The organism is Methanoculleus sp. UBA208 (assembly GCF_002498065.1).
In the GTDB taxonomy this organism is placed as follows: Archaea; Halobacteriota; Methanomicrobia; order Methanomicrobiales; family Methanoculleaceae; genus Methanoculleus.
This window is the reverse complement of record NZ_DAFZ01000093.1, coordinates 1-18,812: the sequence shown is the minus strand read 5'-3', so window position 1 is coordinate 18,812 and position 18,812 is coordinate 1. Positions and strand designations below refer to the sequence as shown.

Annotated in this window: 16 protein-coding genes; 15 read left to right on the top strand and 1 reads right to left on the bottom strand. The window is 62.6% G+C overall.

Annotated elements, in window-relative coordinates:
- The first annotated feature begins 485 nt into the window (after window positions 1-485).
- Both BRA62_RS09435 and BRA62_RS09430 read left to right on the top strand, forming a co-directional pair.
- Window positions 486-1,196 carry a type IV pilin N-terminal domain-containing protein gene (locus BRA62_RS09435; protein ID WP_292366319.1) on the top strand — a complete coding sequence of 237 codons (711 nt, stop codon included), beginning with the start codon at window positions 486-488 and terminating at the stop codon, window positions 1,194-1,196.
- 3 nt (window positions 1,197-1,199) lie between these two features.
- The gene (locus BRA62_RS09430; protein ID WP_292366318.1) at window positions 1,200-1,739 is read left to right on the top strand and encodes a type IV pilin N-terminal domain-containing protein; all 540 of its coding nucleotides are present in this window, start codon (window positions 1,200-1,202) and stop codon (window positions 1,737-1,739) included.
- A gap of 29 nt (window positions 1,740-1,768) precedes the next feature.
- Here the strand turns inward: BRA62_RS09430 and BRA62_RS09425 are convergent, their stop codons facing one another.
- Window positions 1,769-2,704, bottom strand: coding sequence for a nucleoside recognition domain-containing protein (locus tag BRA62_RS09425; protein WP_292366317.1), 936 nt, complete (start codon window positions 2,702-2,704; stop codon window positions 1,769-1,771).
- Window positions 2,705-3,045: 341 nt separating this feature from the next.
- Between BRA62_RS09425 and BRA62_RS09420 the strand changes: the two genes are divergently transcribed.
- The 13 genes from BRA62_RS09420 (at window position 3,046) to BRA62_RS09360 (ending at window position 18,556) form a co-directional block, all read left to right on the top strand.
- Window positions 3,046-4,581: a type II/IV secretion system ATPase subunit gene (locus BRA62_RS09420; protein ID WP_292366316.1), complete on the top strand. Its 1,536-nt coding sequence runs from the start codon at window positions 3,046-3,048 to the stop codon at window positions 4,579-4,581.
- Window positions 4,556-6,367: a type II secretion system F family protein gene (locus tag BRA62_RS09415; protein WP_292366315.1), complete on the top strand. Its 1,812-nt coding sequence runs from the start codon at window positions 4,556-4,558 to the stop codon at window positions 6,365-6,367. The genes BRA62_RS09420 and BRA62_RS09415 overlap by 26 nt, the downstream gene beginning before the upstream one ends.
- Entirely contained in the window at window positions 6,364-6,747 is a 384-nt protein-coding gene (locus tag BRA62_RS09410) for a type IV pilin N-terminal domain-containing protein (RefSeq protein ID WP_292366314.1), read from the top strand. Before BRA62_RS09415 ends, BRA62_RS09410 begins: the two co-directional genes overlap by 4 nt.
- Complete coding sequence (locus BRA62_RS09405) at window positions 6,747-7,652, top strand: hypothetical protein (protein ID WP_292366313.1); 906 nt, start codon at window positions 6,747-6,749, stop codon at window positions 7,650-7,652. The genes BRA62_RS09410 and BRA62_RS09405 overlap by 1 nt, the downstream gene beginning before the upstream one ends.
- A 129-nt stretch (window positions 7,653-7,781) precedes the next feature.
- The gene (locus BRA62_RS09400; protein WP_292366312.1) at window positions 7,782-8,816 is read left to right on the top strand and encodes an asparagine synthase C-terminal domain-containing protein; all 1,035 of its coding nucleotides are present in this window, start codon (window positions 7,782-7,784) and stop codon (window positions 8,814-8,816) included.
- Window positions 8,806-9,075, top strand: coding sequence for an Asp-tRNA(Asn)/Glu-tRNA(Gln) amidotransferase subunit GatC (gene gatC, locus BRA62_RS09395; protein WP_292366311.1), 270 nt, complete (start codon window positions 8,806-8,808; stop codon window positions 9,073-9,075). Before BRA62_RS09400 ends, gatC begins: the two co-directional genes overlap by 11 nt.
- A complete protein-coding gene (gene gatA / locus BRA62_RS09390; RefSeq protein WP_292366310.1) occupies window positions 9,076-10,377 on the top strand; it encodes an Asp-tRNA(Asn)/Glu-tRNA(Gln) amidotransferase subunit GatA in 1,302 nt (433 codons plus the stop codon).
- Window positions 10,374-11,789, top strand: a complete 1,416-nt coding sequence (gatB, locus tag BRA62_RS09385) for an Asp-tRNA(Asn)/Glu-tRNA(Gln) amidotransferase subunit GatB (RefSeq protein WP_292366309.1) — start codon at window positions 10,374-10,376, stop codon at window positions 11,787-11,789. Before gatA ends, gatB begins: the two co-directional genes overlap by 4 nt.
- A gap of 6 nt (window positions 11,790-11,795) precedes the next feature.
- Window positions 11,796-14,591 carry a DNA topoisomerase I gene (locus tag BRA62_RS09380; RefSeq protein WP_292366308.1) on the top strand — a complete coding sequence of 932 codons (2,796 nt, stop codon included), beginning with the start codon at window positions 11,796-11,798 and terminating at the stop codon, window positions 14,589-14,591.
- A 4-nt stretch (window positions 14,592-14,595) separates the two neighbouring features.
- Window positions 14,596-15,288 carry a phosphoglycerol geranylgeranyltransferase gene (locus BRA62_RS09375; RefSeq protein ID WP_292366307.1) on the top strand — a complete coding sequence of 231 codons (693 nt, stop codon included), beginning with the start codon at window positions 14,596-14,598 and terminating at the stop codon, window positions 15,286-15,288.
- A 3-nt stretch (window positions 15,289-15,291) separates the two neighbouring features.
- On the top strand, window positions 15,292-15,990 hold the full coding sequence (locus BRA62_RS09370; protein ID WP_292366306.1) for an RNA methyltransferase: 699 nt from the start codon (window positions 15,292-15,294) through the stop codon (window positions 15,988-15,990).
- A gap of 22 nt (window positions 15,991-16,012) precedes the next feature.
- Entirely contained in the window at window positions 16,013-16,576 is a 564-nt protein-coding gene (gene dcd / locus BRA62_RS09365) for a dCTP deaminase (RefSeq protein WP_292366305.1), read from the top strand.
- 141 nt (window positions 16,577-16,717) lie between these two features.
- Window positions 16,718-18,556: a threonine--tRNA ligase gene (locus tag BRA62_RS09360; RefSeq protein WP_292366304.1), complete on the top strand. Its 1,839-nt coding sequence runs from the start codon at window positions 16,718-16,720 to the stop codon at window positions 18,554-18,556.
- The last annotated feature ends 256 nt before the right edge of the window (window positions 18,557-18,812 follow it).

Genomic DNA, 18,812 nt, shown 5'->3' with positions numbered 1-18,812 from the left:
ATTACTTGTATTACTTATTCCGAGTAGTTCCAATTTTGTATGACATGATGCTAACAAATATCAAAAAGTCATTACATCCGAGTTTTTCGGCACATCGACAATCGTTGTGCAGGCCGGGAGTGCGACCGCGGGGTGTTGAGATTTGGAAGAGATCCCGAAGAAGTGGCGGTTGTCCTCTCCCGGTTTAGGGCTCAAATCCGGCATAAGTCAACGATATAGCAAGAATGAAATTTTCCGGCTGTCTGATAGGGAGGATTGACCCAAAGGAGCATGAGCACCAGGAGGCCGCGAGTAGGTTTTCCCCTCCCGGCGTCCATTGTACCGGAACACACCGGAGCGGATACAGGATGTTCAGGGATACCCCCTTCCCCCGGGCGGCACTCCGGACGGCTTTACTAAATAACAACATTAATATTCCACTTAGTGTTATTTGTCGATCGATCTGTAATACCAGATCTCACGAAACTGAAAAGGAGTAGAAACACATGAAAGAACAGCACATAACCGAAGACGCTGTTTCGCCAGTGATTGGGGTGATGCTGATGCTGGTCGTCACGATAATCATCGCCGCCGTTGTCTCCACGTTTGCAGGCGGCATGATGAAGAGCGAGCAAACAGCGCCTCAAGCCTCTTTCGAGTGCGTCATTTCAAACGACGGTTCCTGGGGCGGGAGCAGTTTCGACCTGACCTGCCTTGGTACCAGCGAAGGCATCCCCACGAAGGACCTGAGACTGGTGACCAGCTGGAAAGCATCGGACGGCACCACAGGAGGGGCAACGATCACCGGACCTTCGACAGAGCCGAATACACACTTCAAGAACGCTACCGGCACCCCGGAGAATGTATACCATTCACCACTGGGCTTCGGTCCCGGTGCCGGAGACTGGGTGGCATCCGGCAATTACGGATCATCGCAGCATTTCGGGAATTACACAATTATGGCCGGAACAGCGATGCACAACAGTGCATACGGATGGAACGGGGCTTACGGCGGTTATGGGGTCACAGCTGACACCCGGTACCAGTACACGGATGGTTCGGCGTTCAGCCTCGCAAACCATGACTGTGACGCGATGATGGCAATCCTCGGCGAGGACTGGTATCATCTCCGGCCGGGAGATGTTGTTTCCGTGAAACTTGCGCACATCCCGAGTGGGAAGGTCATCTTCGAGAAGAATGTCGTGGTGGAGGGATAGACGATGAAAAGACAATGTGACAATGCGGTGTCCCCGGTGGTGGGCGTGATGCTGATGCTCGTGGTGACGGTCATCATCGCGGCAGTGGTGAGCGCCTTCGCCGGTGGCCTGGGTAGCGGATCGGAGAAACCCCAGCAGGTGCAGCTCAGAGCGACGTACAGCCAGACTGACGGCATGACCATCGAACACCTCGGTGGCGACGCCATCGCAACAATATCAACCAACATCATCATCCGGCCCTCAAAGACCTTCGGGAACGCCGAGCACATGAGATGGGTCGTGAACAAGACCAGCATCACCGACGCAGACGGGACTCCCTGGTTGAAAGGAGACGGTGTAACCGGCGCGAAGGCTTTCAGACCCGGGGAGACGCACTACATCCTCCCACCCTACCACAACTCTACATTCCTGCAGCCCGGAGCCAGCACAACCTACCAGTTCGACAATACTGACAAAGACCAGGTCGGACGGACCTTCTTTGTAGAGTTTATCGATGATGCAGGCCGGGTCTTTGGACGGACAGAAGTGGTCATCAAACCCTGAACCCACCACATTTTCTGTACCTATTTCTCTCAGAACAGAACCATCACCAGCGCAATCGTGACCACCTTCGCGGTCATACTCGCCGCATACGTGACCAGCGATATCCGGACGCCGAAACGGCCGAAGAGCGAGAGGTAGAGCGGCACGGAGTACTTGACGTAGATCATGGTGATGACCACCATGCTCCCGAGGACGAGCGTGACGAGCGCCGTTTCAAGCGTGAGGGTGCCGCTATCGAGCAGGGAGGCCACGATCGCGTAGCCGGCTGAGAAATGGACGAACTGCGCCACCAGTGCCGCGGCGCTCTCGCCGGGGAGGCCGACAGCCCGGAGGAGGGGGTCGAACGCAGCAGCGACGCCGTCCATGACCCCCGTCGCGGAGAGAAGCGAAAAAACGATCAGCGCAGCCAGGGTGATGGGAACGACACGCCGGAGCGTCGGAACCGCCTTCCTGCACCCGGCAAGGACAACCTCCCGGTTGAGCGCAAGAGCGGCCGCGGGTGCGGGAGGGACCGGGGCGATCATGCGTCCGGGATTCGCGAGGAACCGGCGGCTGTAGAGGAGGGCAACAAACGCCTGGATGCCGCTCGAGAAGAGGTTCAGTCCCGTGTAGGTCGCCCCGATGACGGGGCCGAGGAGGACCAGTGCCGCAGGAAGCTGGACGCGGAAGAGCGACTCTCCGACGACCACCGGGAAGGTGCCCATGAGGAGAACCGGAATCACCTCCCGCTCCGTCACCTTCCCGTCGTGATAGTATTCGGCGAGCATCGACTTTCCTGCTGTGGCGTTGACCCCCATGGCAACGACCGAGAGGAGGCACGCATCGGAGAGACCGGAGACCCTGCAGAACGGCCCGACGAATGACGAAAGCCGGGAAAATACCCCGGTCTCGGCAAGAATGTTCGCGGTAACGATGCCCGCGGTTACCAGCAGGACAGCGTTCACCACGGAGGATATCACCAACATGCCGGATACAGCCTCCCCCTACCTCCGTCAGCCATTCTCCACACTCCCGAGAAACTCGTAATACGATCTACCATAATTTATATAATAAGTATTACCATCCATATCGTTGATAGAACCTGCAGGAAGCACCCATTCTGTCCGAGACCATGCCGGTGCGATTGGTGTTATGATCGAACGCCACCGCCGCCGCGTCGGAGAAGACCGTGCTCAGAGAAGCTCCTGCAGACATAACGCAAACACCGACCCGAACAAAGAGACGAGTGATGAGATTGTTGCGGCACCAGGGATCTGATTCGACAGGAGAGAGCGAAATCACCCCAACCGCAGGGTTCCCATCGAGAATGCTCGACAGCATCAAAACACTGAGCGCACGCATCGGGATGCGGCGAGAGACGCGGGCGGCAGACGAACCCCTCGATGGTCGGGCACTCCCCGCCGTCGGCAACGGTACGATCGCGTCTTACTGGCTGCAATCCGGGTTCTCGTACGCCGTCGTCGCCAGGGACGGCAACGCAAGCCTCAGCTACAGGGTGTTCGAGCCGCCACTGGGGCCCTCCGAATACCTGCTCCTCACCGAGGCGCATGAATACATACGGGACGTCTTCCTCTTCGATTCACCCAGGAGCCAGAAAGAGATCGACCTCGCCTACAGCGACGTGGTGCCGATCCTGCGGCGGTTCGCACCGAAGCTGACGGATGATAGGGTTGACGTCCTCTACTATTACCTGAAGCGCAACTTCCAGGGTTTCGGCAGGATCGACCCCCTGATGTACGACGATCAGATCGAGGACATCAGCTGCAACGGCGTTGGCATCCCGGTCTACGTCTACCACCGGCGCTACGGGAGCATGCCGACGAACATCGCCTTTGCAGGCGACGAACTGAACCGTTTCGTCCTCAAGGTCGCCCAGAAGGCGGACCGGCAGATCTCGCTCACGACGCCGCTCGTCGATGCGTCGCTTCCCGACGGCTCCCGTGTCCAGCTGACGTTCTCCGACATCGTCTCCACGAAAGGGAGCTCGTTCACCGTCCGGAAGTTCAGGAAGGACCCGATGACGCCCGTCTCGCTCATCGAGTACTGGACCTACAGCCCGGAGGTGCTCGCGTGCATCTGGCTTGCCGTCGAAAACCGCAAGAGCATGATCGTCGTCGGCGGCACGGCGAGCGGCAAGACCTCGACGATGAACGCAATCTCGTTCTTCATACCCCACCACGCAAAGATCGTCTCCATCGAAGACACCCGCGAGATCCAGCTCCCGCACGAGAACTGGCTGCCGACGCAGACCCGCGATATCAACGTCAGGGGCTCGAAGGGGGACGTCGACATGTTCGCCCTCCTCAAAGCGGCGCTCCGCCAGCGCCCCGAGTACATCATCGTCGGGGAGGTTCGCGGCCGTGAGGCGCAGACCCTCTTCCAGGCGATGAACACCGGGCACACAACGTTCTCGACCCTCCATGCCGGCAGCATCGACGAGGCGATCAATCGTCTGATAAGCGACCCGATCAACGTGCCGGTCGCGATGCTCGGAGCGCTGGACCTGATTGTCATCCAGTCCCTCCGTCACACGAAGGGTGGGGCCGTCAGGCGGTGCGACTCACTCCACGAGCTCAGGGTCGACCGGGGGAAGGAAATCGTCCACGACTGCCTCTACCGCTGGGACCCCGCCACCGACCGGTTCTGCCGGGAAAACAGCAGTTCGCGGTTCCTCGACGATATCGCCAGGACGCACGGGTGGTCAGGCGACGAACTGGAGAGGGAGATCTCGCGCCGCGCGGAATTCCTCTCACGAATGCATGCAGGCGGCTTTAAGGACGTGGACGACCTGATCCGCCGTATGTCCGCATTCAGGGGTGAGGGGGACGACAGTCTTTCCTGATTTCCTCCTCCCGGAGAGCGGCCAGCTCCGGAAGGCGCTACGCATGGCGCACATCCCCGTTCCATACAGCGCCTACCTGCGGCGGGCCGTCCTTGTCACCGCTGTTGCGGCAGGAATATACCTCGCCTGCATTGCATACCTCTCCCATGCCGGATACAGGATTCTCCTCTTCTCCGTCGTTCCCGACGCCGTCACAAAGATCCTTCTCTTTCTCATCCTGATCGCCGGGGTCTTCGGCACGCTTTACTGCTACCCCTTCCTCGTCGCACAGGGGAGGAAGACGAAGATCGATCTCGACCTCCCCTACGCTATCACTTACATGGAAGCCCTCTCCACCACGATGACCGTCTACGAGGTCATCCGCAAGGTCTACGAGGAGATGGACCTCTTCGGGGAGGTCTCGAAAGAGTTCGGCATGACCGTGCGCGACGTGGAGCTCTTCGGGGAAGACCTGCATACGGCGATGAAGAACCTTCAGAACACCACCCCGTCGCCGAACCTCGCCGACTTCTTCAACGACCTCGCCCTCCTCTCCGACAGCGGGGGAGACATCACCGCATTCCTCGGGGCCCGTTCCGGGTTCTTCCGGGAGATCGCGGAGCGCGAACAGGAGATGGCGCTCAAGACTATCGAGATCATGGCCGAGGTCTACGTCACGGCGTTCGTGGCGGGCCCGATCGTCGTCATGATCATGATCCTCTCGCAAAACCTCGCCGGCCAGAGCGATCTTGCGGGCTGGATGCCGCTGATCACCCTCGGCATCCCTGCCGGGGCGATGGCGATGATAGGGATCCTCTATACTCTCCTCCCCGCCGAAAACCTCCAGATCAGCCGGAGGGAGGTAGGCGGGCGCGAGCACCTCGACGTCCCAGACCCAGGCGGAGAGATCGACCCGTGGCTGATCCGAACCTTACGGGCGCGGAACCGCGCCCTCAGAGTGATGAAAGTGCTGAAGCAGCCGTTCCGTCACTATATCTCGAACTACGACTGGAGCCTCGTGCTCGCGATGCTCTGCGGCGGCGCCGCCACCGCACTCTTCCTGCTCGGCTACTTCGACGCATGGTTCCCGATGTTCGTCCCCGAAGTCGGCATCTGTGCCATCATCTGCGCTTCTTTCTTTCCCGTGATGATTGCCTACGAGGGGAGGCGGGGGTACGTCAACAGCGTCGAGCGGCAGATGCCGGAGTTCCTGCGAGAACTCGCCGACATGAAGGATATCGGGATGACGCTCCAGTTGGCGATCCACCGGATCGCGAACACGAAACTCGGGCTCCTGAGCTCGGAGCTGCAGATCACCTCCGAGGAGATCCGGCGGGGCGTCAGCATCGGTAACGCCCTCGTTCGGATGGAAGAGCGGATCGGGCTCGTCTCGGTGAAACGCGCGATATCGCTTATGGTGAAAGCGAGCGAGATCACCGATCACCTCAGGGAGACCCTCATGGTCGCCATCAACGACTTCGAGCACTACCTCAGGATGAAGCGGGAGAGGTTCAACTCGGCCTTCACCTACGTCGCCGTCGTCTACCTCTCCTTCGGCGTCTACCTCTACACTGCCCTCGAACTCAACACCCGGTTCGTGTCGAGTTTCACAAAGTTCGACGTCACCCTGGACATCGCCGGGAACACGACCGACATGTTCCACATCGCCATCGTCCTCGGGGCGTTCTCGGGCATCATGGCCGGCCAGCTCAGTGCAAACAGCATCATGGCCGGGTTCAAGCACAGCATCGTCTTCCTCATCGCGACGGTCGTGGTCTTTGTCGTGCTCATCGGGGGTGCGCTATGAACGATGAAGCAGTATCCGGGGTCGTCGGGGAGATGCTCATGATCTCCCTCGTGCTCCTTCTCGTCGCCGTCTTCGCCGCATCGCTCGGGAATCTCCTCCCCACCGAGCGGGCGCCGACGGTCACCGTCATGATGGCCAGCACGGCGGACGACATCACGCTCTACCACAAGGGCGGCGACTGGGTGCGGGCGGCCGACCTCGAGGTCGTCGTCTCGAACGCCACCGCGACCCGGAAGTACCGCTCCGATACGTTCGTCCTGTCGCCTGAAAAGCAGGTCTTCGACCTCGGAAGCAGCATCGTCGTGCCGTACCAGCCCGGCGACAGGCAGGTGCGCCTCGTCATGCCGCGGGCGGTCCTCTTCAACGGGGAGGTACGGTGATGGATGATCGTGCCGTCTCGCCGGTCGTCGCGGCGATGCTCCTCCTCGCCGTCCTGGTGATGTTCCTCTCCGTCTACAACGCCGTCGTCATCCCCTCGCTCAAGCAGCAGGCGGAGGTGGAGCACCTGCGCGCAGTCGAAGAGTCGTTCCTCGCGTTCGGGTCGGACATCACCACCGCCGCGGCGCTCAAACAGGACCTGCACCTCTCAAAACGCATCCCCCTCGGTGGGGGCGAGACGATCCTCGACCCGGTCAGGTCGGCGGGGACGCTCCGGGTGGACCCCGGGGGCCCGCTCGCAAACGTGACCCTGAACGGGACGACCTACACCTGCAACCTGACGAAGTTCTCCTACACGCCGATCGGCAACTTCTGGCGCAACCAGGGGTATGCCTGGCAGTACGGCTACACCAACGTCACCGACGAAGTGCTCCAGACGCCGCTTGATTACCCGGGCATGGACGAGGTTTGTGAGGCGGCAAGTGCCTCGGGGTTCGCCAGATCGCTCATCGGGATCGAGCACGAGGGTTCGGAGAACTGCACCAAAATCACGATATCGCTCGTGACGTTCGAGCTAGGAGAACGCAACTTCACGAGCGGGAATGGCGTGGGGACGCTCTTCCTGGACGCGACGGTGGAGGATATACCGGTCAACCTGACTGACACCGGAGCCTCAAAAACTATCGAGATCGCGGTTAACACGAGTCTCCCGGTCCCGCTGAACGCGTCATTGTGGCAGAAATGTAACGAGACACTCTCTAAGATGAATGGAACCTACGATAACGTCGAAGACTACATGACCATGCCCGAAGAGGGCCGGGACCGGGTGACGCTCTCCTTCGACGAAGAACACGTGCCCGAGGTGACGCTGCGCCTGGTCAGGGTCGTCGTATCCGCCCGGGGATGACAGATTCCGGCTGAAACCCTCCAAACCGCCCGCATTTTGCGCCGGCCGGTGTACGCACATTTATTGTTCATCAGTGCAAACACTGAAACTGATCCGTTTTTTGAGGCGATCGCGTACCGTGTGAACCTCATGGCGATAACTGCCGGATTACGGAATATGCCGACCATGAACCTGAAGGGCTGGATGGAACATGACGGGGTGCGGCTCTCCCCTGTCGACGTGGAGCGGATGCTCGGAGAGGGACCGGAGGCCATCGCCCGGTGCGGTGGTGAGTTCGCGCTTGTCTGGGACGACTGCATCGCCCGCGACACCTTCGGCATCATGCCCGGCCCGGTCCCGCCGGGAACCGTATACTGCAGCGGACGCGAGGTGGCCCGGATAGCCCCCGAGCCGGAGGTCTGCACGCTCGAGGAGGCGATCGTCGCCGCGGTCGGTCTCCGAAGCGACGAGGGCGTGGTGGCGTTCTCCGGCGGCGTCGACTCGGGCCTCGTCGCCCACCTCGCCCACCTCCCCTGCGTGACGGTGGGGATCGGGGGGTCGCACGACGCCGGGTGGGCGGCGAAGGCCGCCCGGACGATGGGACTTGACCTCACAACCGTTTCCCCGACAGAAGACGAGGTCGCGGAGGCACTTGCCCGGGTGGTCCGGGTGATCCCCGATCCGACGAACCCGGTCGAGGCCTCGATCGCGACGACCCTGTACTTCGTCGCCGCGTGGGCAGAAGACCACGGACATACCCGGATCCTCGCCGGACAGGGGGCGGACGAGCTCTTCGGCGGCTACGCCCGCTACCTCACCTCCCCGGACCTCGCGACGGAACTCGAACGGGATTTCGCGGATCTCGGCCGCCAGGGGACGCGGGACCAGGCGGTGGCGGCGCTTCACGGGGCATACTTCTCGATGCCGTATCTCGACATCCGGGTGGTGCGCGCCGCGAGAGCGATCCCGGCCGCCGAGCGGGTGCGCGGAGGGGTGAGAAAATATCCCCTGCGTGTGGTCGCAGAACGCCACATCCCCCCCGAAATCGCCCGGGCCGAGAAGAAAGCGATGCAATACGGGAGCGGGATCTGGAGAGCAATGCAACGGCTCGCACGTAACAATGGTTATAAAAAGTCGGTACAAGGGTACTTAACGGAGATCAGTAGGGCGCAACATGATTACTGAGAGCGATATTGAGCATATAGCAGAACTTGCGGATATCGGCATTTCAAAGGACGAGGTGCCGGAGTTCACCACCCAGTTCAACGCAATCCTCGACTACTTTGAGGTTCTCGACACCGTAGTGGGCGAAGGCGCCCCGGCGGCCGGGATCACGAACATCTTCCGGGACGACGAGCCCCGGCCCTGCCTCTCGCAGGAAGAAACCCTCGCGAACGCGGGGTCGACCGAGGACGGGTTCATCAAGGCTCCGAGGGTGATGTAAGTGGCGGGGACGCTCGACTTCTCGCCCGATGACCGGTACAACGCCTTCATCACCACCTGCCGGCAGGCGACGTTCTCTGAGGGGACGCTCGCCGGCACCGCCGTCGCGGTCAAGGACAACATCTCGACGGCACGGATACAGACCACCTGCGGGTCGAAGATCCTCGAAGGCTACGTCCCGCCGTACGACGCCCACGTCGTGGAACTCCTCCGGCAGGCAGGAGCCGCCATCGTCGGCAAGACCAACATGGATGAGTTCGGCATGGGCACCACCACCGAGACGAGCGCGTTCGGCCCCACCAGAAACCCGGCGGACCCCGAACGGGTGCCGGGCGGATCGTCCGGCGGAAGCGCCGCCGCCGTCGCCGCGGGCCTCGTCCCGATGGCGCTCGGCACCGATACCGGCGGCTCGATCCGGTGCCCCGCAGCGTTCTGCGGGATCGTGGGGCTCAAACCCACCTACGGCCGGGTCTCCCGTTACGGCCTCATCGCCTACGCGAACTCCCTCGAACAGATCGGGCCGATGGCACGGACGGTGGAGGATGTATCGAGACTGATGTCGGTGATCGCGAAGTACGACCCCCGCGACTCGACGATGCTCGACCGCCCGTACGACCACCGGCCGTCGGCCGATATCAAAGGGCTCAGGGTCGGGATACCGGAGGAGTACTTCGGCGAAGGCGTCGACCCCCGCGTCGCGGAAAGCGTCCGGGACGCGATCGGGGTCCTCGAAGGGCTCGGAGCCGAGACCGTCCCGGTAAGCATCCCCGGCATGCAGCACGCGCTCGCGGCCTACTACGTCATCTGCACGAGCGAGGCCTCCTCGAACCTCGCGCGGTTCGACGGCGTCCGCTACGGCCCGGCGGTCGATACCAGAAAGACCTGGCACGAGGCCTACCAGGACCTGCGGCTGGAGTTGTTCGGCGCCGAGGTCAGGCGCCGGATCATGCTCGGGACCTTCGCCCTCTCGGCGGGCTACGCCGGCCGGTACTACGCGAAGGCGCAGGTAGCCCGCAGGAACATCAAGGAGGACTTCGAACGGGCGTTTTGCGATGCGGACGTCATCGCCGGCCCGACGATGCCGACGACGGCCTTCCGCCTCGGCGAGAAGTCCGACCCGCTCTCGATGTACCTCTCCGACATCCTCACGGTGCCCGCGAACCTCGCCGGCATCCCGGCGATATCCGTGCCGTGCGGCAGGGTGGACGGCCTTCCCGTAGGGCTCCAGATCATGGGACGGCAGTTCGAGGACGAGCGCGTCGTCGACGCTGCGTTTGCTTACGAGCAGGAGGTGCGGGCATGAAGACGATCGTCGGGCTTGAGATCCACGTCCAGCTCTCGACCGCGACCAAGCTCTTCTGCGGGTGCTCGACGGACTATCGGGACGACGAGCCGAACACCCACTGCTGCCCGGTCTGTCTCGGCCTCCCGGGGGCGCTTCCGCGCCTGAACAGAAAGGCGGTCGAATACGGCCTGAAGGTCGCAAAAGCCCTCGACATGAGGGTCCCGGAGGAGTCGGAGTTCGCCCGGAAGAACTACTTCTACCCCGACCTTCCGAAGGCCTACCAGATCACGCAGTACGACAAACCGCTCGCGGTCGAAGGGACGGTCGAGATCGAGGACGACGAGGGGCACGAGAAACTCATCAGGATCACCCGGGTGCACCTTGAGGAAGATCCGGGGAGGCTCGTCCACGTCGCGGGCGGGTCGAAGTACTCGCTCGTCGACTATAATCGGTCGGGGATACCCCTCCTTGAGATCGTCACCGAGCCGGATATGCGGTCCCCGCAGGAAGCCCGCCGATTCCTCAACAGGCTCCGGACGATCCTCGAGTACCTCGGGGTCTTCGACGGCGAACGGGAGGGCGGCCTCCGTGTGGACGCAAACATCTCTCTCGAAGGCTCCGAGCGGGTCGAGGTCAAGAACATCTCTTCCTACAAAGGCGTCGAGAAGGCCCTCACCTTCGAGGTGACCCGGCAGAAGAACCTGCTCCGGCGCGGCCAGAAGGTGACGAGAGAGACCCGCCACTTCATGGAAGGCCGCGGGATCACCACCTCTTCGCGCAGCAAGGAGGAGGAGCACGACTACCGCTACTTCCCCGAGCCCGACCTCCGACCGCTCCGGGTCGCGGACCGGGTCGCGGCAATCGACCTTCCCGAACTTCCCACCGCCCGTAAGAACCGGTTCATGAAGCAGTACGGCATCTCGCTCAATCACGCCCGGACGCTGACCGGCGACCCGAAACTCGCCGACTTCTACGAGACGGTCGCACACGTCGACCCGGTTCTCGCCGCCACCTGGGTGGCCGACACACTCCTCGGGGAACTCAACTACCGCGACATGAGCATCGCCGCCGTCCCGGCCGACCGCATCGCGGAACTCCTCGCGCTTCTGCGGACGGAGACCATCACCGATACGGCCGGCGTCCAGATTCTGCGGGAGATGCTCGATGCCTGCGCCGCCGGCAAGCCCTGTGAGCCTCCCGCCGTGATCGTGGAGCGCGAAGGGCTCGCCAGGGCCACGGGAGACGAGTTCACGCAGGTCGTCGAGAAGGTGGTCGCCGCAAACCCACAGGCGGTGGAGGATTACCGGGCCGGAAAGAAAGGTGCCCTGAACTTCCTCGTGGGGCAGGTGATGAAAGAGACCCGCGGGCGGGCTGACCCGCGGGAACTCGGGAAGATCGTATCCGGGTATATTGATACAGGCGGGGTGTAATCCGCAGTGCATCTTATCATCGCAGAGAAGAACATCTCGGCAAACCGGATCGCGCAGATCCTCGCCGGCAACGAGAAAGTGAGAGCGACGAAGGACGGGAAGGTATCCACTTACTCCTTTGACACAAAGACTGTGGTGGGCCTCAAAGGGCACGTGGTGGAGGTGGACTTCGAGCCCGGCTACACGAACTGGCGAAGCGAAACCCACACGCCGCGAACCCTCATCGACGCAGGCATCGTCAAGAAGCCGACCGAGAAGAAGATCGTCAACCTCATCCAGAAACTCTCGAAGAAGGCCGATCTCATCACCATAGCCACCGATTACGATACCGAAGGGGAGCTGATCGGAAAAGAGGCCTACGAACTCGTCCGTGCGGTGAACCCCTCGGTTCGGATCAACCGGGCCCGGTTCTCCGCGATAACCCCGGCGGAGATACGGTCGGCCTTCGAGAACCTGACCGACCTCGACTTCGACCTCGCGGCTGCCGGCGAGGCCCGCCAGACGGTCGACCTGATGTGGGGGGCGGCGCTGACCCGGTTCATCAGCCTCGCAGCCCGGCGGGGCGGCAAGAATATCCTCTCCGTCGGGCGGGTGCAGAGTCCGACGCTTGCCATGATCGTCGAGCGGGAGCGCGAGATCGAGAGTTTCGTCCCCCAGACTTACTGGATGCTCTCGCTTGCGACCGAAAAAGACGGCATACCGGTGGAGGCGCGGCATACCGCCGGGCGGTTCACCGACCATGAGGCGGCCCTCGCCGCGAAGGCGGGGACGAAAGAGCCGCTCGTCGTCACGGACGTGAAAGAGGGGCAGAAGAACGACCGGGCGCCGACGCCGTTCGACACCACGACCTTCATCGTCGCGGCGAGCCGCTTGGGCCTCTCGGCGGCGAACGCGATGCGAATTGCCGAAGACCTCTACATGAACGGGTACATCTCCTACCCGAGGACCGACAACACGGTCTACCCGAAGTCGCTGAACCTGAACGCGATCCTCGAGACGCTCAAAGGAGGGACGTTTGATAAGGACGTCGCCTGGGTGCAGCAGCACCGGCGTCCGGTTCCGACCCGCGGCAAGAAGGAGAGCACCGACCACCCGCCGATCCACCCGACGGGGGCGGCGACGCGCGAGAGGCTCGGGCAGGACCGGTGGAAAGTCTACGAACTCATCGTCCGGCGGTTCCTCGCGACCCTCTCCCCCGATGCGAAGTGGACGACCACCAAGTGCCTCTTCGATGCGTCGGGAGAGCCTTACACCGCGACGGGCGGGCGGCTCCTTTCTCCCGGATGGCGCCGGGTCTACCCCTACTCGGAGGCGAAGGAGAATATCCTCCCGGTCTTCGCCCCGGGTGAGGTGCTGCCGATCAAGAACGTGAACCTCGAGGAGAAGCAGACGCAGCCGCCGGCGCGCTACTCCCAGAGTCGGCTCATCCAGGTGATGGAGGAGCTAGGCCTCGGCACGAAGAGCACACGGCACGAGGTGATCGGCAAACTCGTCTCCCGCCGCTACGTGGAAGGCAACCCGCTCCGCCCGACGCTCGTCGGCCGGGCCGTCATAGACGCCCTCGACAACCACGCGGAGACGATCACGGAGCCGGAGATGACCCGGACGCTTGAAGAGCACATGCAGCTCATCAAGCAGAGCCAGCGCTCCCGCGAAGACGTCGTCACCGAGTCCCGCGAGATGCTGCATAGAGTCTTCGACAAACTCGAGGCGCACGAGAAGGAGATCGGCAGCGAGATCATGGAGCAGACCACAGAGGAGCACACCGTCGGCCCGTGTCCCGTCTGCGGTCACGACCTTCGTATCCGGCACATCGGCGTCTCCCAGTTCATCGGCTGCACCGGTTACCCGGAGTGCCGGTTCAACATCAGCCTGCCCGGCAGCACCTGGGGACGGGCAATCCGGGTCGAGGAGACCTGCGAGAAGCACAACCTCTCCCACGTCCGCCTGATCCGGAAGGGCTCTCGCCCGTGGGATATCGGCTGCCCGCTCTGCAGCCATATCTCCTCGAACGTCGAGGCGCTCCGGATGATGCCCTCGATGACCGACGATCTGGTGCAGCGCCTGCACGCACACCACGTCTACACGGTCTCCGAGATCGCGGGCATGCCGCCCGAAGAACTCGCAGGAACCGTCGATGTCGATACGGGAGAGGCAGAACGGCTGGTCGAGGAAGCAGAGGGTGCGCTCGACATCCTCCGGCGCCGCTCGGAACTCAGGAAGTTCGTCCGCAAAATCGTCCCGCCAAGAAAGGGCCGGAGCCACGCAAAGATCGTGAGAAGCCTCCTCGAGCAGGGGATAGGGGACATACACGCGCTCTCGCTGGCCGACGTTGCGGCCCTGAAGAAGGCCGGCATCGGCGAGGCGGCCGCAGCCGAACTCCTGGAAGCGGCCCGCGGGATCTGCAACGAGCGCGCTCTCCGGGAGGCCGGGGTTCCCGCGGTCAGCCTGAAGAAGTACCAGGCAGGGGGCGTCGCAACTCCCGACGACCTCTGTTACCTGCCCATCCCCTACCTCTCAAGCAAAACCGGCATTAATCCGGAAACCGTACATAAACATGTGGAACTGGTCTGCAGGCACCTCGGGCGCCCCACCCCGCAAAAGATCACCAAGGCGATGTTTGAGCGCGGGCGAAAAGAACTCCTGGAGATCCCCGGACTCGGCGAGGCGACCGTGGACAGGCTCTACCTTGCAGGCATCTACGACGCCGCAACGCTCCGTGTTGCCGACCCGGAGGAGGTCTCCTCCATCACCGGCATCCAGAAGGCCAGAGTCCGCGACTACATCGGCCACCTGAAGTGACACCATGCACGCGAACTGGAAGACCTGGGTACACGTAACGAAGCTTGACCCCGATAAATGCCTCCCGAAAGGAGCCGTCGAGGAGATCGTAACGAGCGGGACCGACGCCCTGATGCTCTCGGGCACCCTGAACGTGACGCGGGAGAACCTCCACGAACTCCTGGATCTGGTCTCCGCCTACGGGCTGCCGCTGGTGGTGGAACCGGCGAGCCCCGACTGCGCCATATTCGACGGGGCGGTCGACCACCTCTTCGTGCCGAGCGTGATGAACACGAACGACGTCCGCTGGATCGTCGGGAAGCACTACGCCTGGCTCCGCCACGCAAGCAGCGTCGACTGGGAGATGGTGGTGCCCGAGGCCTACATCGTCCTCAACCCGAACTCCGCCGTCGGGCGGGTGACGGGAGCGGACTGCAGCCTCTCGGCAGAGGATGTGGCCGCGTTCGCGGAGGTGGCGGACCGCTACTTCCGGTTCCCGATCGTCTACATCGAGTATAGCGGAACCTACGGAGATCCCGCAATCGTGCAGGCGGCGTCCGGGGCGGTCGAGCACGCCGCCCTCTACTACGGCGGCGGGATCCGTTCGGCCGAGCAGGCAGCGGAGATGGGGCGCTATGCCGACACGATCGTCGTAGGCAACGCGGTCTACGAGGAAGGGATCGACGTGCTCCGGGCGACGGTCCGGGCGGCACAGTGAGGCATGCCTGAGATTTCAGTCGTCCTGGTCGAACCCCTCTACGAGGGGAACGTCGGGTTTACCGCCCGGGTGATGAAGAACTTCGGGTTCACCCGGCTGGTTCTCGTCAACCCCTGCACGCTCGGCGACGACGCGATCATGCGCGCCTCCCACGCCCGCGACGTTCTCGATAATGCCCGGCGAATGACGATCAAGGAGGTCTATAACGAGTTCGACTTCGTGGTCGCGACGACCGGCGAGGTGAGCAAGTCGGTCTGCACCCCGATGCGGATGCCCTACTACGCGCCGGCGGAAGTCCGGGAGTTCGTCGGCGACATCGACGGGACGGTCGCGCTACTCTTCGGGCGGGAGAACTGGGGACTCGCAAACACCGAGCTTAAGCGGGCAAACCTCATCTGCACCATCCCTACCTCAGAGGTGTACCCTATCCTGAACCTCTCCCACGCGGTGGGCATCCTCTGCTACGAACTCGCGAACCTGCCGCGCGGAACCTATCCCCTCGCGAGCCCCGTCGAGATGGATTCGCTCTACCGGCATATCGACGCGTTCCTGAACCGTATCGACCACCCGGACTTCAAGCGTGAGAACACGATGACCCTCATCCGGCGGGTGCTCGGCCGGACGAAACTGACCATCCGCGAGGCAAGCACGCTTCACGGGCTGATGCGCAGGACGGAGTGGCATCTCGAAAACAAAGAATAGTTTGCGGGAGAGACATAGTAGAATGATTCTTGTCGACTGGCAGATCGAAGACCACATCAGGCACGGATACATCAAGGTAGACCCCTTCGACCCCGGCCTGATCCAGCCCAATTCCCTGGATATCAGGCTCGGTTCCCACTTTGTCTGGTACGTTCCGGGAGAGACCGTGATCGACCCTTACGAAAAGGAGACCGTCTGTTCGGACATTGAGGAGACGGTGGCCGACTCGATCGTCCTTGCACCGGGACAGTTCCTCCTCGCCGAGACCCTGGAGGCGATCGAACTTCCCGACGACGTCGTGGCGAGCATCGAGGGGAAGAGCAGCATCGCGCGTCTCGGGGTCGAGCTCCACCAGACGGGGGGCTGGATCGACGCGGGGTTCCGCGGGACGATCACGCTCGAGATGTGCAACGTGAACTCCCGGCCGGTCCGGGTCTACGCAGGGATGCCGATCGGACAGCTGGTATTCTACCGCACGGATCGCGCCGCGCACCCGTACAGCCAGAAGCGGGACGCGAAGTACATGGACCAGCGGCAGGCGACCCTCTCCCGCTACCACGAGAATGCGCGCCGCGCACAGGAGTGATGCCGGGAATCCGGCGAAACTCGACGCCTCCCGCCGTACCGCGGCGAGGGTGGCGGCCCGGGGCACGTGCTCCCCGGCCGACAAGCGTTATGCACTATATAGCAGGAAAACAGATATTGAACGATTCAACTGGGGATACCAATGCGACTTCTTCTGATCCACTCTGATCATATCGAATACGAGGCCCGGAAGAAGACGAAGGTCGCCGAAGAGGATGCCGTCCAGAAGGACGCCCTCGACGAGGCGCTCGCCGTCTTCTGCGCGGTTGAGTCTGTCGACGAGGAGAACATCGAGGATGCCGTCCGACAGGCGGCTGACGAGATCGCCGCCACCGCCCGGCAGCTCGGCACCACCAATATTATGATTTACCCCTACGCCCACCTCTCCTCCGACCTTGCATCGCCGGAAGCGGCTGTGAGCGCTCTTAAGGGCATCGAGGAAGGGCTCGTCGGGAAAGACGACTTCGTCGTGAAACGGGCACCGTTCGGCTGGTACAAGGCATTCTCGCTCTCCTGCAAGGGCCACCCGCTCTCGGAGCTCTCCCGGACGATCGTCCCGGGCGAAGGAACGGCGGCCGCCGAGAAGAAAGAGATCGAGCACGAGTTCTTCGTCATCACTCCCGAAGGGGAGCGGAGAGACGCGGCCGACTACGCGAACGAAAACACGCCCTTCGCCTCTCTGGTCCGGAAGGAACTCGGCTACCCGGGGCCGGAGGGGGCCGAGCCGGTGCACGTCGACCTGATGCGGGCCAAGGAACTCGTGGAGTACGAGCCGCGCTCGGACGTCGGGCACCACCGCTGGATGCCCCGGGGCAAGCTTCTCCGGGACCTTCTTTCCGATTACGTCCTTTCTCAGGTGCTCGACTACGGCGGGATGCCGGTGGAGACCCCGGTGATGTACGACCTCGGCGATAAGGCGATCGCGGAGCACGCCGCCAAGTTCGGGGAGCGGCAGTACCGGTTCAAGAGCGGCAACCGCGACATGATGCTCCGGTTCGCGGCGTGTTTCGGGATGTTCTCGATCATGCACGACATGCACATCTCCCCGAACACCCTCCCGATGAAACTCTACGAGCTCTCGACCTACTCGTTCCGGCACGAGCAGAAGGGCGAGGTGATCGGGTTGAAGCGGCTCCGCGCCTTCACGATGCCCGATATGCACACCCTCTGCCGGGACGTGGACGGCGCGCTTGCGGCGTTCGAGGAGCAGCTCGCGATGGGCTGGAAGAGCGGCGAAGACCTCGAGACTCCGCTCGTCGGAGTCTTCCGGTGCACCCGGGACTTCTTCGAGCAGTACGAGCTCTGGGTGAAGGAGATAGTCGCGAAGTCGGGCGTGCCGATGCTGATCGAGATTCTTTCGGAGCGGACCCACTACTGGATCGCGAAGGTCGACCTCGCGGCGATCGATGCACAGGGGAGACCCATCGAGAACCCGACCGTCCAGATCGACGTCGAGAGCGCAGACCGGTTCGATATCAAGTACTACACCCCTGACGGGACGGAGGTCTACCCCCCGATCCTCCACTGCTCGCCGACGGGCTCGATCGAGCGGGTGATCTGCGCGCTGCTCGAGAACACCGCGGCCCAGGAGGTCCCCTCGTTCCCGACCTGGCTCGCCCCGACCCAGGTCAGGCTGGTGCCGGTGGCTGAGCGGCACGTCTGTTTCGCGGAAGAGATCGCCACCCGGCTGAACGCAGCCGGCATCCGGGCGGACGTCGACGACCGGGACGAGAGCGTGAACAAGAAGATCCGCGAGGCCGGGATGGACTGGGTCCCTTACGTCGCGGTGATCGGCGACCAGGAGGCCGAGACCGGCCGGCTCATGGTCACCATCCGGAAGCTTTCGGAGAAGAAGAAGCCCTACAAGGAGACGATGACCGAGAACGAACTCGTCCAGGCGGTGAAACTGGAGACCGCCGGAAAGCCCTTCCGCCCCCTCTACACCCCGAGGCTTCTGTCGCGCAAGCCCCGGTTTATTTAATCACTCTTTTTTTGCGAGGAAGTTTGAGGCGCGACGACCCGAGGGGTGCGACGTTTCAACGGAGCGGCGCATGAGAAGCCAATCGGGCTTCGATTCAGGTGTTTGAGGGGACTGAAGGTCTCTGGGTGATGACTCACCTGAAAAAGGAGCATTGGATCAACGGCGGAGACTGCGGAACCTCGGTTTGAGATAAACGGAGCGATTGAATCGAGGACTAATCCCGGTGTAGTGGACCGTGGGGATATCGCCATTGGGG

What these genes read in the sequence shown, in the direction of transcription:
- BRA62_RS09375 (WP_292366307.1), top strand. Translation starts at nt 14,596, where the DNA reads ATGCACGCGAACTGGAAGACCTGGGTACACGTAACGAAGCTTGACCCC.
- BRA62_RS09430 (WP_292366318.1), top strand. Translation starts at nt 1,200, where the DNA reads ATGAAAAGACAATGTGACAATGCGGTGTCCCCGGTGGTGGGCGTGATG.
- BRA62_RS09420 (WP_292366316.1), top strand. Translation starts at nt 3,046, where the DNA reads ATGCTCGACAGCATCAAAACACTGAGCGCACGCATCGGGATGCGGCGA.
- gatC (WP_292366311.1), top strand. Translation starts at nt 8,806, where the DNA reads ATGATTACTGAGAGCGATATTGAGCATATAGCAGAACTTGCGGATATC.
- dcd (WP_292366305.1), top strand. Translation starts at nt 16,013, where the DNA reads ATGATTCTTGTCGACTGGCAGATCGAAGACCACATCAGGCACGGATAC.
- BRA62_RS09410 (WP_292366314.1), top strand. Translation starts at nt 6,364, where the DNA reads ATGAACGATGAAGCAGTATCCGGGGTCGTCGGGGAGATGCTCATGATC.
- BRA62_RS09425 (WP_292366317.1), bottom strand. Translation starts at nt 2,704, where the DNA reads ATGTTGGTGATATCCTCCGTGGTGAACGCTGTCCTGCTGGTAACCGCG.
- BRA62_RS09405 (WP_292366313.1), top strand. Translation starts at nt 6,747, where the DNA reads ATGGATGATCGTGCCGTCTCGCCGGTCGTCGCGGCGATGCTCCTCCTC.
- BRA62_RS09435 (WP_292366319.1), top strand. Translation starts at nt 486, where the DNA reads ATGAAAGAACAGCACATAACCGAAGACGCTGTTTCGCCAGTGATTGGG.
- BRA62_RS09370 (WP_292366306.1), top strand. Translation starts at nt 15,292, where the DNA reads ATGCCTGAGATTTCAGTCGTCCTGGTCGAACCCCTCTACGAGGGGAAC.
- BRA62_RS09360 (WP_292366304.1), top strand. Translation starts at nt 16,718, where the DNA reads ATGCGACTTCTTCTGATCCACTCTGATCATATCGAATACGAGGCCCGG.
- BRA62_RS09400 (WP_292366312.1), top strand. Translation starts at nt 7,782, where the DNA reads ATGGCGATAACTGCCGGATTACGGAATATGCCGACCATGAACCTGAAG.
- gatB (WP_292366309.1), top strand. Translation starts at nt 10,374, where the DNA reads ATGAAGACGATCGTCGGGCTTGAGATCCACGTCCAGCTCTCGACCGCG.